14 protein-coding genes and 1 pseudogene are annotated in these 14,692 nt (G+C 67.2%); 5 read left to right on the top strand and 10 right to left on the bottom strand.

From position 1 onward, the window contains the following. The first annotated feature begins 12 nt into the window (after nt 1-12). The 5 genes from QRN67_RS29335 to QRN67_RS29315 all read left to right on the top strand — a co-directional run bounded on the left by QRN67_RS29335 (nt 13) and on the right by QRN67_RS29315 (nt 4,327). Entirely contained in the window at nt 13-984 is a 972-nt protein-coding gene (locus QRN67_RS29335; protein WP_285414702.1) for a Bug family tripartite tricarboxylate transporter substrate binding protein, read from the top strand. Beyond that, on the top strand, nt 974-1,681 hold the full coding sequence (locus tag QRN67_RS29330) for an SDR family NAD(P)-dependent oxidoreductase (protein WP_285414701.1): 708 nt from the start codon (nt 974-976) through the stop codon (nt 1,679-1,681). The genes QRN67_RS29335 and QRN67_RS29330 overlap by 11 nt, the downstream gene beginning before the upstream one ends. Nucleotides 1,682-1,715: 34 nt before the next feature. Continuing rightward, nucleotides 1,716-2,882, top strand: a complete 1,167-nt coding sequence (locus tag QRN67_RS29325; RefSeq protein ID WP_205367326.1) for a mandelate racemase/muconate lactonizing enzyme family protein — start codon at nt 1,716-1,718, stop codon at nt 2,880-2,882. A 100-nt stretch (nt 2,883-2,982) separates the two neighbouring features. Beyond that, entirely contained in the window at nt 2,983-3,768 is a 786-nt protein-coding gene (gene xth / locus QRN67_RS29320; RefSeq protein WP_106937250.1) for an exodeoxyribonuclease III, read from the top strand. A gap of 4 nt (nt 3,769-3,772) precedes the next feature. Beyond that, nucleotides 3,773-4,327 carry a hypothetical protein gene (locus QRN67_RS29315; protein WP_285414700.1) on the top strand — a complete coding sequence of 185 codons (555 nt, stop codon included), beginning with the start codon at nt 3,773-3,775 and terminating at the stop codon, nt 4,325-4,327. 46 nt (nt 4,328-4,373) lie between these two features. On the opposite strand, the gene ntrC is transcribed toward QRN67_RS29315, so the two are convergent. From ntrC to QRN67_RS29265, 10 genes and pseudogenes are all read right to left on the bottom strand, one after another. Continuing rightward, complete coding sequence (ntrC, locus tag QRN67_RS29310; protein WP_285414699.1) at nt 4,374-5,909, bottom strand: nitrogen regulation protein NR(I); 1,536 nt, start codon at nt 5,907-5,909, stop codon at nt 4,374-4,376. Between the two features lie 27 nt (nt 5,910-5,936). Beyond that, nucleotides 5,937-7,016, bottom strand: coding sequence for a nitrogen regulation protein NR(II) (glnL, locus tag QRN67_RS29305; RefSeq protein ID WP_081271314.1), 1,080 nt, complete (start codon nt 7,014-7,016; stop codon nt 5,937-5,939). Between the two features lie 29 nt (nt 7,017-7,045). Further along, nucleotides 7,046-7,561 carry a hypothetical protein gene (locus QRN67_RS29300; protein ID WP_081271313.1) on the bottom strand — a complete coding sequence of 172 codons (516 nt, stop codon included), beginning with the start codon at nt 7,559-7,561 and terminating at the stop codon, nt 7,046-7,048. Nucleotides 7,562-7,701: 140 nt separating this feature from the next. Continuing rightward, complete coding sequence (gene glnA / locus QRN67_RS29295) at nt 7,702-9,117, bottom strand: type I glutamate--ammonia ligase (RefSeq protein ID WP_081271312.1); 1,416 nt, start codon at nt 9,115-9,117, stop codon at nt 7,702-7,704. Between the two features lie 147 nt (nt 9,118-9,264). Beyond that, on the bottom strand, nt 9,265-10,065 hold the full coding sequence (locus QRN67_RS29290; RefSeq protein WP_205367334.1) for a competence/damage-inducible protein A: 801 nt from the start codon (nt 10,063-10,065) through the stop codon (nt 9,265-9,267). Next, nucleotides 10,062-10,951 (bottom strand): annotated as a pseudogene (locus QRN67_RS29285) (EI24 domain-containing protein). The gene QRN67_RS29290 and the pseudogene QRN67_RS29285 overlap by 4 nt, the downstream one beginning before the upstream one ends. 50 nt (nt 10,952-11,001) lie before the next feature. Next, nucleotides 11,002-11,976, bottom strand: a complete 975-nt coding sequence (locus tag QRN67_RS29280) for a sterol desaturase family protein (RefSeq protein ID WP_081271309.1) — start codon at nt 11,974-11,976, stop codon at nt 11,002-11,004. Between the two features lie 9 nt (nt 11,977-11,985). Beyond that, entirely contained in the window at nt 11,986-12,801 is an 816-nt protein-coding gene (locus tag QRN67_RS29275; protein WP_106937244.1) for a polysaccharide deacetylase family protein, read from the bottom strand. After that, nucleotides 12,785-13,792 (bottom strand): YncE family protein, encoded by a 1,008-nt coding sequence (locus QRN67_RS29270; protein ID WP_081271307.1) that lies wholly within the window; start codon nt 13,790-13,792, stop codon nt 12,785-12,787. The genes QRN67_RS29275 and QRN67_RS29270 overlap by 17 nt, the downstream gene beginning before the upstream one ends. Nucleotides 13,793-13,885: 93 nt before the next feature. Further along, nucleotides 13,886-14,653: a pseudouridine synthase gene (locus QRN67_RS29265; RefSeq protein WP_285414698.1), complete on the bottom strand. Its 768-nt coding sequence runs from the start codon at nt 14,651-14,653 to the stop codon at nt 13,886-13,888. Between the last annotated feature and the right edge of the window lie 39 nt (nt 14,654-14,692).

Genomic DNA, 14,692 nt, shown 5'->3' with positions numbered 1-14,692 from the left:
GAGACAAGAGACATGCAACGCAACCATTTCCTGCGGGCCACGCTGGCCGCCCTCGCGCTGGCCGCGGCGTCCACCGCCGGCCTCGCCCAGACCTGGCCGAGCCGCCCCGTGCGCATGGTGATTCCGTTTCCGCCGGGCGGCACGCTGGACACCATCGGCCGCCTGCTGGCGCAGAAGCTCGGGGAGCAGACGGGCCAGACCTTCATCGTGGAGAACCGCGCCGGCGGCAACGGCATCATCGGCGCCGACGTGGTGTCGAAGGCTCCGGCCGACGGCTACACGCTGCTGTTCAACGCATCGACCTTCACCACCGCGCCGATGACGATGAAGGCCGTGCCCTACGAGGTGACGCGCGACTTCACGCCGGTGGCGCTGGTGGCCAAGGCGCCGCTGTCGGTGGCGGTCAACAAGAACCTGCCGGTGACTGACGTGAAGTCGCTCATCGCGTACGCCAAGGCGCACCCCGGCAAGATGACCTTCGCGGTGGGCTCCATCGGATCGGCGGGCCACCTGTCGACCGAGCTGCTCAAGCGCGCGGGCGGCGGGCTCGACTACCTGATCGTGCCGTACAAGGGAACGGCGCCTGCCTTCCAGGACCTGATCGGCGGGCAGATCGACGGTTTCATCGACCCCATCCTCGGCTCGCTGCAGTACCACAAGAGCGGCATGGTGAAGGTGATTGCCGTGACCTCTGCCACGCGCGCCTCCAGCCTGCCGAACGTGCCCACGGTGGGCGAGAGCATTCCGGGCTACGAGTTCTACAGCTGGTACGGCCTGTGGGGGCCGGCCAAGCTGCCCGCGGCCATCACGCAGCGGCTGAACGCCGAGGTCAACAAGGCACTGGGCACCGACATGCGCGAGACGCTGGGTGCGCAGGGCCTGCTGCTGACGCCGGGCAGCGTCGAGGACTTCGCGAAGTTCCAGGCCGAGGACATGGCGCGCTCGAAGAAGATCATCGTGGAGGGCAACATCCATGTCGAATGAAGCCGCGACAGCGCCGCATGCGGTGGTGACGGGCAGCAGCGGCGGCATCGGCCGGGCCATCGCGTCGCATCTGCTGGAGGCGGGCTGGCGCGTGAGCGGGCTCGACCTCGCCGAGCCGACGCTGTCTCACGCGGGCTTCATGCATGTAGCCGTCGACCTGTGCGATGCCGACGCCATCGCGCGCGCGGCAGCTGCGCTCCAGGACGCCGATGCGCTGGTGCATGCGGCCGGCGTGCTGCGTGTCGGAGAGCTGGGCGCGCTCGACCACGCGGGCGGCGAGCTGATGTGGCGGCTGCACGTGGATGCGGCCACGCGGCTGGCCGATGCGCTCGTGCCCGCGATGGCAGCGCGCGGCAAGGGCCGCGTCGTGTTCGTCGGCAGCCGCGTCGCGCAGGGCCTGCCCGGCCGCGGCCAGTACGCCGCGACCAAGGCCGCGTTGATCGCGCTGGCGCGCAGTTGGGCGGCGGAGGTCGCGGCGCAGGGCGTGACCGTCAACGTGGTGTCGCCCGGCGCGACGCAGACCTCGATGCTGCAGGACCCGGCACGCGCCGGCAGCGCGCCGCGCATGCCGCCCATCGGCCGGCTGATCCAGCCGGAAGAAATCGCGGCCCTGGTGGGCTTTCTTCTTTCGCCGCCGGCGGCGGCCATCACGGGGCAGGACGTCGCCATCTGCGGCGGTTCGTCTCTGCACCGCTGAATCTCCTTTCCTTTTCCATCCACCCAGACCGATCATGAAAATCGTCAACATCCTCGAGTCCACGCGTCCCATCAAGTCGGACATCCGCAACGCCTACATCGACTTCTCGAAGATGACCCTGAGCCTGGTGGCCGTGGTCACCGACGTGATCCGCGACGGCAAGCCGGTCATCGGCTACGGCTTCAATTCGAACGGACGCTACGGCCAGGGCGGGCTGATCCGCGAGCGCTTCCTGCCGCGCCTGCTCGAGGCCGAGCCCGCGTCGCTGCTCGACGAGACCGGCGAGAACCTCGATCCGCACAAGATCTGGGCCCGCATGATGATCAACGAGAAGCCCGGCGGCCACGGCGAGCGCTCTGTGGCGGTGGGCACCATCGACATGGCCGTGTGGGACGCCACCGCCAAGATCGCGGGCAAGCCGCTCTACCAGCTGCTGGCCGAGCGCTACGGCACCGGCAAGCCGGACCCGCGCGTGTTCGTCTACGCGGCGGGCGGCTACTACTACCCCGGCAAGGGCGTGGAAGGCCTGCAGCGCGAGATGACCAGCTACCTGGAGCGCGGCTACTCGGTGGTGAAGATGAAGATCGGCGGCGCCACGCTGGCCGAAGACTGCGAGCGCATCGAGTCGGTGCTGAAGATCCTCGGCCCCGGCCAGCAACTCGCGGTGGACGCCAACGGCCGCTTCGACCTGCAGACCGCCATCGACTACGGCCGCGCGCTGTCGCAGTACCCGCTGTTCTGGTACGAGGAAGCCGGCGACCCGCTCGACTACGAACTGCAGGCCAAGCTCGGCGAGGTGTATGCCGGCCCGATGGCCACGGGCGAGAACCTGTTCTCGATGCAGGACGCGCGCAACCTGATCCGCCACGGCGGCATGCGGCCCGACCGCGACTGGCTGCAATTCGACTGCGCGCTCAGCTACGGCCTGGTGGAGTACCTGCGCACGCTCGACATGCTGAAGGAGAACGGCTGGTCGGCATCGCGCTGCATTCCGCACGGCGGCCACCAGATGTCGCTGGCCATCGCGGCGGGCCTGGGCCTGGGCGGCAACGAGAGCTACCCCGACCTGTTCCAGCCCTACGGCGGCTTCCCCGATGGCGTGAAGGTCGACAACGGCTACGTCACGCTGCCGCCGCTGCCGGGCATCGGCTTCGAGGGCAAGGCCGACCTGATCGCGGAAATGCGGGCACTGGCCGCATAGGCCCCGCGGGCGCGAGGGCGCCGGGTTTGCGCGATATGCTGTGAGGGATGCACCGCAAAAACCCAAGGACTTGTTTCGAAAGCAACAAGTTGCAAGCCCCATGAAGATAGCCACCTGGAACGTCAACTCCCTCACCGCGCGCCTGCAGCACGTGCTCGACTGGCTCATCGCCAACCCGGTCGATGTGCTGTGCCTGCAGGAACTGAAGATGACCGACGACAAGTTCCCGCTCGAGGTGCTCAAGTCGGCCGGCTATGAAGCGGCGGTGTTCGGCCAGAAAACCTACAACGGCGTCGCCATCCTGAGCCTCGCGCCAGTGCGCGACGTGGTGAAGAACATCGGCGGGTTCACCGACGACCAGTCGCGCGTGATCGCGGCCACGGTTGAAACGCCCTCGGGTCCGCTGCGCGTGGTCAACGGCTACTTCGTGAACGGCCAGGCGCCGGGCAGCGACAAGTTCGAGTACAAGATGAAGTGGCTCGACGCGCTGCGCGACTGGCTGCGCCAGGAGATGGTGGCCAACCCGAACCTCGTGCTGCTGGGCGACTTCAACATCACGCCGGAAGACCGCGACAGCTTCGACCCGGTGGGCCTGAAGGAAACCATCCACCACACGACCGAGGAGCGCAAGCACTTCAAGGCGCTGCTCGACCTGGGCCTGACCGACAGCTTCCGCATGTTCGAGCAGCCCGAGAAGAGCTTCTCGTGGTGGGACTACCGCATGCTGGGCTACCAGAAGAACCGCGGCCTGCGCATCGACCACATCCTGGTGAGCGAGCCGCTGGTGCCGCGCGTGAAGGGCTGCGTGGTCGACCGCGTGCCGCGCAAATGGGAAAAGCCGAGCGACCACGCGCCCGTGGTGCTGGACCTCGACCAGGGTGCCTGATCCGATGAAAACAGGCGCGGGAATCGAAGCAGGCGCGGCGGGCCGGTCCTGCCGCTTTCTGGTCATCGCCGCGGCAGCCTTCGCGCTGGCGTCGTGCTCGCTGTTCAAGCCGGCCGACAAGGCCGACGAAGGCGGCAAGGGCAGCACCGCGACGGCGCCCACCGACGAGGCCGCGCCCAGCGGGCGCGACGTACCCACGGTACGGCTCATCACCGCGCAGACGCCCGCCGTGCGGGCCTACCGCAAGATCGGCGCGCAGCACATCTACAAGGCCTACGCCAACCGCATCTACAAGGGCAAGATCCCGCCGCTGGTGTATGCCGTGGTGGTGGTCGAGACCGACATCGACGCGAGCGGCAAGGTGGTCAACGTGACCTTCAGCCGCACACCGAGCCATGCGCCGGAAGTGGCGCCGATGATCGCGGAGCTCATCAAGGCGACGTCGCCGCTGCCGAGCCCGGGCAAGCTCGGCGGCCACACCTATGTCGACACCTGGCTCTGGGACAAGAGCGGCAAGTTCCAGATCGACTCGCTGACGCTGGGACAGCGCAGCAGGTAACAGGCAACCGGGCAGAGGCAAAGAAAAAGGCCCTGAGGGGCCTTTTTCATTCGATGCCGAGTTCCTGGATTTTCCGGGTGATGGTGTTGCGCCCGATGCCCAGCTTCTGCGCGGCCTCGATGCGCCGCCCGCGCGTGTTGGCCAGCGCGGTGAGGATGAGCCTGGACTCGAAGCGGCGCGAGAGCACGTCCCACACGTCGGTACGGCCGGCGGCCAGCAGGGCCTGGGCCTCGACCTCGAGGCCGCTCTCCCAGCTGCTCACCAGCGCGGGGCTTTCGGCGGCCTCGGCGTGAACATGCGCGACGGCGGGCGCGTCGCCGAAGGCCGCCGGGGGCGCAACCAGCGGGCTCGCGATGGCCGGGGCCTGCGGGGCAGCTTCCGGCGCAGCATGCGCCTCGCTGGCCGCGGTGCCCACCGCCATCACTTCGGGCGGCAGGTCCTTGGCCTCGATCAACTGGGCCGGCGCCATCACCGTCAGCCAGTGGCAGATGTTCTCGAGCTGGCGCACGTTGCCCGGGAAGCTGAACGCCGCGAGCTTGGTCAGCGCGGCATCGGAAATGCGCTTGGGCTCCACGCCGAGCTGGCGCGCGCTCACCTGCAGGAAGTGGCGCGTGAGCGCGGGCACGTCTTCGCCGCGTTCGCGCAGCGCCGGCAGGCGCAGGCGGATCACGTTGAGGCGGTGGAACAAGTCTTCGCGGAAGCCGCCGAGCTTGACGCGCTGCTCCAGGTCCTGGTGGGTGGCCGCGATGACGCGCACGTTGGCCTTCACCGAGTTGTGGCCGCCCACGCGGTAGAAATGGCCATCGCTCAGCACGCGCAGCAGGCGCGTCTGCAGGTCGAAGGGCATGTCGCCGATTTCGTCGAGGAAGAGCGTGCCGCCCTCGGCCTGCTCGAAGCGGCCGCGGCGCATGGTCTGCGCGCCGGTGAAGGCGCCGCGCTCATGGCCGAACAGTTCGCTCTCGAGCAGGTCCTTGGGAATGGCTGCGGTGTTGATGGCCACGAAGGGGCCGTTGGCGCGCGGCGAGTGCTTGTGCAGCGCGCGCGCCACCAGTTCCTTGCCCGAGCCCGATTCGCCGGTGATGAGCACCGTGACGTTGCTCTGGGAGAGCCGTCCGATGGCGCGGAACACGTCCTGCATCGCAGGGGCCTGGCCGAGCATTTCGGGCGCGGCGACCATGCGCTCCTCGGCCACTTCCTCGCGCTGGCTTTCGTCGACGGCACGGCGGATGAGTTCGACCGCGCGCGGCAGGTCGAAGGGCTTGGGCAGGTATTCGAATGCGCCGCCCTGGAACGCCGAGACGGCGCTGTCGAGGTCGGAAAACGCCGTCATGATGATGACGGGCAGGCCCGGGTGCTTGGCCTTGATCTTGTCGAGCAGGTCGAGCCCGGAGCCGCCGGGCATGCGGATGTCGCTCACCAGTACCTGGGGGCCCTGCTGTTCGTCGTCGGCGGCCTGCTCGAGTGCGGCGAGCACCTCGCGCGTGTTGGTGAAACTGCGCGTGGGCAGGTCTTCGCGCAGCAGAGCCTTCTCGAGCACGAAGCGAATCGATTGGTCGTCATCAACTATCCAGATCGGCTTCATGCATCTCCTCTGTTGCCGGTGGCTGCGCTAGGGCAGCGGTATCAATATCTTGAAATCGGTTCGGCCCGGGACGCTGTCGCACTCGATCACGCCGTGATGCTGTTGCACAAAAGTTTGTGCGAGCGTCAATCCCAGCCCGGTCCCGCCTTCCCTGCCCGATACGAGCGGATAGAAGATGCGGTCCTTGATCGTGTCCGGCACACCCGGTCCATTGTCGATTACATGCAATTCCAGTGCCAATCGATACCACTGCTTGTTGAAAATCACCTGACGCGCCACGCGGGTCTTGAAAGTGATCTGCGCATCGCCCGCCGCGCGGCGCTCGGCCAGCGCCTGTGCGGCGTTGTGGACGATGTTGAGCGTGGCCTGGATGAGCTGCTCGCGGTCGCCGCGGAACTCGGGAATGGAGACGTCGAAGTCGCGCTCGATGTGCAGGTCGCGCGGGAACTCCGCGAGGATCACGGAGCGCACGCGCTCGCACACTTCATGGATGTTGACGTCGCCCACCACATGCGGACGGCGGTGCGGCGCCAGCAGGCGGTCGACCAGCGTCTGCAGCCGGTCGGCCTCGTGGATGATGACCTGCGTGTATTCGATGAGGTCGCGCGACTCGACCTCCATCTGCAGCAGCTGCGCCGCGCCGCGGATGCCGCCCAGCGGATTCTTGATCTCGTGCGCCAGGTTGCGGATGAGTTCCTTGTTGGCTTGCGCCTGGTCGATGAGCCGCTCTTCGCGGTCCTGCCGCACCTGCTGCTCGAGCGGCGACATCTCGATGATGAGCTCGCCCTTCTTCTCGCCCTGCGCGAGCGTGACCTGCACGGGCATGAGCTCGTGGTTGACGCGGCGCAGGAAGGCCTCGTAGCGCAGCGTCGCAAAGTCGTTGCTGCTCGCGCCGTCGATGGCGGTGCGCAGCACCTGCGGCTCATGGAAGCACGCGCCGAACTGCGAGCCTTCCAGCGTGCGGCGCGAGGTGCCTAGTGCGTCTTCGAGGCCTGCGTTGGCAAACAGCACGGAGCCGTTGCTGTTGACCACCGCGATCAGGGTGGACAGCAGGTCGAAGGACTGGAAGCGCGGATTGGCGCCGGTCGCCTTCTTCCCGAATGCCATAGAGGTTTCTTGCTTGCGCTTGCTGTTGGTTACTGCTGCCGGGGCGGCAGCCGGTTGATTTCGCGGCGGATGCCGGCGATGTCGCTCTCGTTGCGCGCGATCTCGGCCTTCATTTCGGCCACGCGGTCGAGGTACTTCTGGTAGTTGCGGCCTTCGCTGCCCTGCTTCTCGGGCTCGCCGTTGTTGTAGTCCTTCAGCAGCTCGGCCTGGCGGGCCTCGGCCTTCTTGAGCTCGGACTCGAGCACGGAGCGGGCCTCGCCATCGCGGGCGCGCTGGTCGACGCCTTCGACGCGCGGGCTGCCGGCCGGCGCGCGCGCCGCCGTGGAAGCAGTACCCGAGGACGACGATGCCGATCCGCCACCCGAAGCCCGGGTCCCCTGCACCACCGTGACGTTGCCGCCTTCGAGGACCTTGCAGCCCTTTTGCTGGGCCACGGTCGCGTTGTTCGTGTATTCGTTGCCGCAGCGCCAGACGCGTTCCTGCGCAACCGCCGGCAACGCGATCAGGAGTGAACCGGCCAGGAAAAAGAGAGAAGCTGTCTTCATGTGTATCGATGGAGGCGCGACAAAGGCGCATTTTCATGCAATTCGACGCACCCGGAGCCCCGATGTTCCGCCCCAAGGAAAAAGGACGGCCGAGGCCGTCCTTTTGACTTACATGCCTGTGAAGGCTGTTTGCTCGTCGATCAGAGCGAGTAGTACATGTCGAACTCGACGGGGTGCGTCGCCATGCGGAAGCGCGTGACTTCCTGCATCTTCAGTTCGATGTACGCGTCGATGTACGCGTCGGTGAACACGCCGCCCTTGGTCAGGAACGCACGGTCCTTGTCCAGGTATTCCAGGGCCTGGTCGAGGCTGTGGCAGACGGTCGGGATCAGCGCGTCTTCTTCCGGCGGCAGGTGGTACAGGTCCTTGCTGGCGGCTTCGCCCGGGTGGATCTTGTTTTCCACGCCGTCCAGGCCGGCCATCAGCAGCGCGGCGAAGCCCAGGTACGGGTTCATCAGCGGATCGGGGAAGCGCGCTTCGACGCGGCGGCCCTTCGGGTTGGCCACGAACGGGATGCGGATCGAGGCCGAGCGGTTCTTGGCCGAGTAGGCCAGCTTCACCGGGGCTTCGAAGCCGGGCACCAGGCGCTTGTAGCTGTTGGTGCCGGGGTTCGTGATGGCGTTCAGGGCACGGGCGTGCTTGATGATGCCGCCGATGTAGTGCAGCGCGAAGTCCGACAGGCCTGCGTAGCCGTCGCCTGCGAACAGGTTCTTGCCGTCCTTCCAGACCGACTGGTGCACGTGCATGCCGGAGCCGTTGTCGCCGACGATGGGCTTGGGCATGAAGGTGGCGGTCTTGCCGTAGGCGTGGGCCACGTTGTGGATCACGTACTTCTGCAGCTGGACCCAGTCGGCGCGCTGCACGAGCGTGCTGAACTTGGTGCCGAGTTCCATCTGGCCGGCGTTGGCCACTTCATGGTGATGCACTTCGACCGGGATGCCGAGCGATTCGAGTACCAGGCACATTTCCGAGCGCATGTCCTGGAAGCTGTCGACCGGGGGAACCGGGAAGTAGCCGCCCTTGACCGCGGGACGGTGGCCGGTGTTGCCGTGCTCGTATTCCTTGTCGGTGTTCCACGAGGCTTCTTCGGATTCGATCTTCACGAAGCAGCCCGACATGTCGTTCTTCCAGCGGACGCCGTCGAACACGAAGAATTCGGGTTCCGGACCGAAGAAGGCGGTGTCGCCCAGGCCCGAGGCCTTCATGTACGCCTCTGCGCGCTTGGCGAGCGAACGCGGATCGCGCTCGTAGGCCTTGCCGTCGGCGGGGTCGATCACGTCGCAGGTCAGGATCAGCGTCGTTTCTTCGAAGAAGGGGTCGATGTTGGCGGTGTTGGGGTCGGGCATGAGCTGCATGTCCGAGGCTTCGATACCCTTCCAGCCGGCGATGGACGAGCCGTCGAATGCGTGGCCCGAGGTGAATTTGTCTTCATCGAAAGCCGAGACCGGCACGGTCACGTGCTGCTCTTTGCCGCGGGTGTCGGTGAAGCGGAAGTCGACGAACTTGACCTCGTTTTCCTTGACGAGCTTGAGTACATCGGCGACGGTCTTTGCCATCAGTTTCTCCTGGAGTTGGATGGTGGTTAGGAATACAGGGACGAGGGATGCAGTTTCTGTGCCATTGTCACCTCTCTGGATGAGGCCTTGTTCACCAAAGCGAACCACAAATGACCAAGAAATATCACCACATTGGTGCAATAAGAATTAACGCACCAATTCAGGGCCCAGCTTGGCATCAAAGGTGTGCAGGCCTTCGATCAGCTGGGCATAGGCGGCATCGAGCCGGGCAGGGTCGCCCTTGACGCCCAGCTCGATGTGCCGCCCGTACTGGGGGTGGTCGACGCTGGGCAGGCTGAACACCTTGACGCCGGCGTGCGTGTCTTCGATGGCCTGCATCAGCGGTGTCAGGGTGGCTTCCATGGCACCGAAAACGATCACCGACTTCTCGGCGACCGCGTTGCGGGTGAACAGCTCGGCGTAGCGGGCGTCGAGCACGGACTCGATCATCGGCCAGGCCATGACCGGGAAGCCCGGCACGAAATGCACGTCGCCGACGCTGAAGCCGGGGATCTTGTTGTACGGATTGAGGATGAGCGTGGCGCCCTGCGGGAACACGCCCATGTTGAGCCGGTGCACGTTGTCGGCGCGGTCGGGCTCGTAGGGCACGCCCTGCTCGCGCGCGGTGTCCTGCATGCGCTCGCGAATCAGCAGTTCGGCCTCGGGGTGCAGCGCGAGCGGCACGCCCAGGGCCTTGGCGGCGCACTGGCGGGTGTGGTCGTCGGGCGTGGCGCCGATGCCGCCGGTCGAGAAGACGATGTCGCCGGAGGCAAAGGCCCGCTCCAGCGCGGCGGTGATGCGCGCGGGCTCGTCGCCCACGTACTCGGTCCAGCTGAGCTGCAGGCCGCGTGCGGCGAGCAGCTCGATGACCTTGGCCATGTGCTTGTCGGCCCGCTTGCCGGAGAGGATCTCGTCGCCGACGACGATGAGACCGAATGCGCGTGTCATGGTGAACCCCATTGAGAAAGAGCGGCCCTGTTGGCTTCCGCGGCCGCGAGGGCCGGGGCGCCTTCGGCACCCGGCGCCGCCGCGGCCACCGCGCGCTGGGCACGCAGTTGCGCGAGCGCGTCGAGGCAGTAGTGCGCGAACCAGAGCGCCGAAAAGGCGAAGACCAGTGTGTAGATCCAGATGGCGATCGGCACCAGCACGAAGAAAGCGGCGGCGAACAGCAGGCCCGAGGCCCAGACGATGCTCGGCGCCGCGCCCAGGTAGCCGCACAGCACGCCCACGCACAGCAGCGGCAGCCGGTGCGTGCGCAGCAGGGTGGCACGCTCCTCGGGGCTGGCGTGCTCGGCCAGTGCGTCGAAGCTCATCACGCGGTAGGTGAGCCAGCCCCAGATGAGCGGCGGCAGGATGAGCACGAGCGGCGGAATGAGCCACAGCGGCATCGACACCACGAGGGCGACCAGCGCCAGGATGGTGACGGCGACGAGCGGGCCACGCTGCCGAAGAAGGAGGCGCCCTTCTTCTGCTCCAGCGAGGGAAAGCGGCGTTCGCCCACCAGCCGGGTGAGCGCGGGAGCCATGAAGCCGGCCACGACGAGCAGCGAAACCACCACGATCAGCGGCGTGGCGGCAAACACCACCACCAGCGGCGCCAGCATGGCCGTCACGTCGCTCGAGAAAAGCCGGCCGATCCAGGCCCAGAAGCTGGCCAGCAAAGGCCAAGCATCGAGCGCGCCGCGCGTCCAGGCCACGGCGGCTTCCCAGTAGAAATAGCCGAGGCCCGCGGCGAGCACCACCATCAACCCCAGGGGCAGCAGCGACAGCACGATCACGCGCGGCAGCATGCAATAGGCGACCGCGCGCCAGAAGGAGTCGAGGAGCAGGCGCATGAGGCAGCGAGGATAACGCCTGGAGCGGCGCCGTCAGGGGCCGGTGACCCTCAAGCGCGTCCGACCATTCGCTTCAGGCCGAGCCACTGCTGGGCCCAGAACCCCCGGCCGTACTCGCGCACGCGCCCGTCGGTGCCGGGCTCCACCTGGTCGCGGATGCCGGTGGGGTCGTAGCGGTTCTCGAAGTTGGCGGTGCCGAACATCATGTCCCACCAGGGCAGCAGCACGCCGAAGTTGTGGCCGCCGAGCGTGCTCCTGCCGTTCGATTCATGGCCCAGCCCGATGCTGTGGTGCAACCGGTGAAAGCGCGGGCTGATCCACAGCCGCTCGCCGATGGCGCCGAAGCTCAGCCGCAGGTTGGCATGCTGCAGGCTCTCGCTGAGCTGGGTGAAGGCCACGAACGCGATGAACTGCCCCGGCGCCACGCCGATGAGCTGCGCCACGATGACGATGAGCGTGTCGTGGACGATGTCGTCGAGCAGGTGGTTGCGGTCGTCGCTCCACATCGTCATCTGGCGCTGCGAATGGTGCAGCGAGTGCAGGCCCCACCACCAGTTGAACTGGTGCTGGCCGCGGTGGATCCAGTAGCCCACGAAGTCGAGCACCACGAGATAGATCGCGAAGGCGATCACCGGCACGTCGGTCACGCCGGGCCAGACCTCGTCGAGGTGGAAGGTGCCCCACCCCGCCGTGCGCAGCGCGCCCATGGCGTCGTCGAAGAAAGGCTGCAGCGTGAAGAAGATGGCCAGCCGGAACAGCCCGAGCCGGTGGATCAGCGTGTACAGCACGTCGATGCGGATGGCATGGCGGTCGACCACGGGCTCCACCGAGCGCCAGCGCTGCAGCGGCCCGATGATGGCGATCAGCACCAGGATCTGGATGACCCCGACCAGCAGCCAGCCGGTGGCGTCGAATGCATCTTCGGTCCAGCCGCCGAGGCCCACGGCAAACACCAGCGGCTGCACGACAGCCTCGAAGAACCAGCCCTGGAGGGCAGAAAAAGCGTCAGTCAGCCAATCGATCATGGCGCGAACTCAGGAGTGGGATGCGATCCAGGCGCGGTAATCCGGGTGCTGGCGCAGCGTCTGGAAACAGAAGCCCTTGGCCTTGAGGCCGACGATCAGCGGCTCGAGGTTGGCCGGCGCCCACGGATCCTTGCGCGACCAGATGCCCAGGTGCGCGAGCAGGATGTCGCCGGGGCGGATGGTGTCGAGCGCCTGCGTGAGCAGCTTCGCGTTGCTGAACTTCTCGCTCGGCAGTTCGTCGCCGAGGAAGCCGGCGGGCGCCCAGCCGACGTACTTGTAGCCGCAGCCCTCGGCTGCCGCCAGCAGCGCGGGCGAGGTCTTGCCGCCCGGCGCGCGGTACAGCGGCAGCGGCTTCTTGCCGGTGATGGCGGCCAGCCGGTCGGACGACTTGCGGATGTTGGCGCAGTACTCGGCCGCGCTCCAGGTCGATTCCTTGCCGTTCTGCGGGCCGGCCGAAGGCTTGATGCGGAAGCTCGGCGGCGTGCCCTTGACGTCGGCGCGCCAGTAGGCGTGGTCGTAGGTGTGGGAGCCGAACTCGTTGCCTTCGGCCGCCCTCGCCTTCCACCAGGGCGCCCAGTGGTCGTCGAGGCTGTCGCCGTCGGTCTGGGTGCGCTCGGCGGCGGCGAAGAAGGTGACGCGCACGTTTTGCCGCTTGAGCACGTCGGCCACCAGCGGGGCGATGCCCATGTGGCCGGTGTCGAAGGTCAGGTAGACGGGCTTTTCGCAGGTGGCGGCCTGCTGCTGCGCCCAGGCGCCCGGCACCACCGTGCCGCAGGCCAGCGCCAGCAGCACGGCCGCGCCGGCGCGCCTACGTGCGCTTGCCATGGTCCAGCGTCCAGACGCCGTGCGGCGAGCGTCCCACGTTGACCTGCCGCACCACCTTCTGGCCGACGAGATCGACCACGGTGAGCTTCTTGGCCCAGCGCGAGGTCACGTACAGCGTCTTGCCGTCGGCCGACACGTCCATGCAGTCGGGACCGCCCGGCACCGCATAGGTGGCGACGACCTTGAGCGTCGCCAGGTCGATGCGGCTGATGGTGTTGGCCACGCGGTTGCTCACGAACACGGTCTTGCCGTCGCCGGCCGAGCGGAACGCGTGGGCGCCCTTGCCGGTGGGGATCTTGCCGACCAGCTTGGGCTGCGCGCCCTCCACGTCGAACACCTGCACGCCGTCGCCGCCGGTCAGGCCCACGAGCAGCGTCTTGTCGTTGTGGGTGCCGAAGATGTCCGCCGGCATCGGGCCGGTGGCGGTGCGCCACTTGACGGTCTGAGAAGGCAGGTCGACCGCGATCATTTCGTCGCTGTCCTGCATCGTCACGTACGCGATGGTGCTGGTGTTGTCGATCCAGATGTGGCTGGGCGTCTTGCCGGTGGCGATGCGCTTGGCCAGCTTGAGGTCTTTGCCGTCCCAGCGGTACACGTCGACGTGGTTCAGGCGGTTGCCCGCCGTGACGAACCACTTCATGTCGCGCGAGAACTGCAGCTGGTAGGGGTCGATGATGCCGTACACCACCCGCTGCACCTCGGCCGTGCGGGGGTTGAGGAAGGTCAGCGAGTCGCCCGCCGAATTGGCCACGATGACCGACTTCTCGTCGGGCGTCATGTAGATGTGGTGCGGCTCCTTGCCGGTGGTGATGCGTTGTTTTTCGCTCCAGTCGACCGGGTTGATCACGCTCACGCTGGCATCCAGCGAGTTGAGCACGAAGATCGGGGGAGGCTCTGCCGGCGCGGCGGCGGCGGTGTGTGCCGCCAGGGCCGTCATGCAGGAAAACAGGAAGGCCGCGATGCGGCCGTTCGGGCGGGCTGGAAGTCGCAAGGGAAGGTTCCGAGAGAGAGCTGGCGATCTTAACGGTCGAGCATTAAGACTGGCTGACCTGGAAACCCGTCTTTCTCCCCCTGTCAGCGCCTGTTACTCCGAAAGCTTGGCGGCTTTGGCGGCTTTGGCGGACTTGGCCGGTGCGCGCAGCGCGGCGACCTGCTCGGCGGTGAGCCAGCGCCACTGCCCCGGGGCCAGGTCTTCCGGCAGCGCGAGGTCGCCGATGCGCGAGCGGTGCAGCCCCTCGACCCGGTTGCCGACCGCGGCCAGCATGCGCTTGACCTGGTGGTACTTGCCCTCGGTGAGGGTGAGCCGCAGGTGCAGCGGGCTGTAGGACTCGCAGGCGGCGGCTCGCACGGGCTTCGGGTCGTCGTCGAGCACCACGCCGGCCAGCAGCTTCGCGATCTGCGCCTCGTCCACCGGATGCTTGGCCGTCACCTCGTAGACCTTGGGCACGTGGTGCTTGGGCGATCCCATCTTGTGGATGAACTGGCCGTCGTCGGTCAAAAGCAGCAGGCCGGTGGTGTCCTGGTCGAGCCGGCCGATGGCCTGCACGCCCTGTACCGCTCCCTTGTTGGGGCGCAGGCGCAGCGGCGAAGGCAGCAGCGTGTAGATGCTCGGGTAGGTCGAGGGCTTCTGCGAGCACTCGGTGCCGGCCGGCTTGTGCAGCATCAGGTAGGCCTTCTCGTGATAGGCCCAGGCCGTGCCCTGGACCGTGTAGAGAAGCCCCTCGGGATCGAGATCGGCGAACGGATCGGTCACCGCCTGGCCGCCGATGGTCACGTGGCCTTGCTGGACCAGCCCCGCGCACACGCGGCGCGTGCCGAAGCCCTGGGTGTAGAGGATGTCTTGCAGGTGCATGAAAAATGAAAAAAGCGGCCGCGCCGTCAAGGGCACGAC

It is taken from the genome of Variovorax sp. efr-133-TYG-130, from assembly GCF_030208835.1.
Taxonomy (GTDB): domain Bacteria; phylum Pseudomonadota; class Gammaproteobacteria; order Burkholderiales; family Burkholderiaceae_C; genus Variovorax.
The sequence above is the reverse complement of the archived record's forward strand: the minus strand, read 5'-3'. Positions and strand labels throughout refer to the sequence as shown.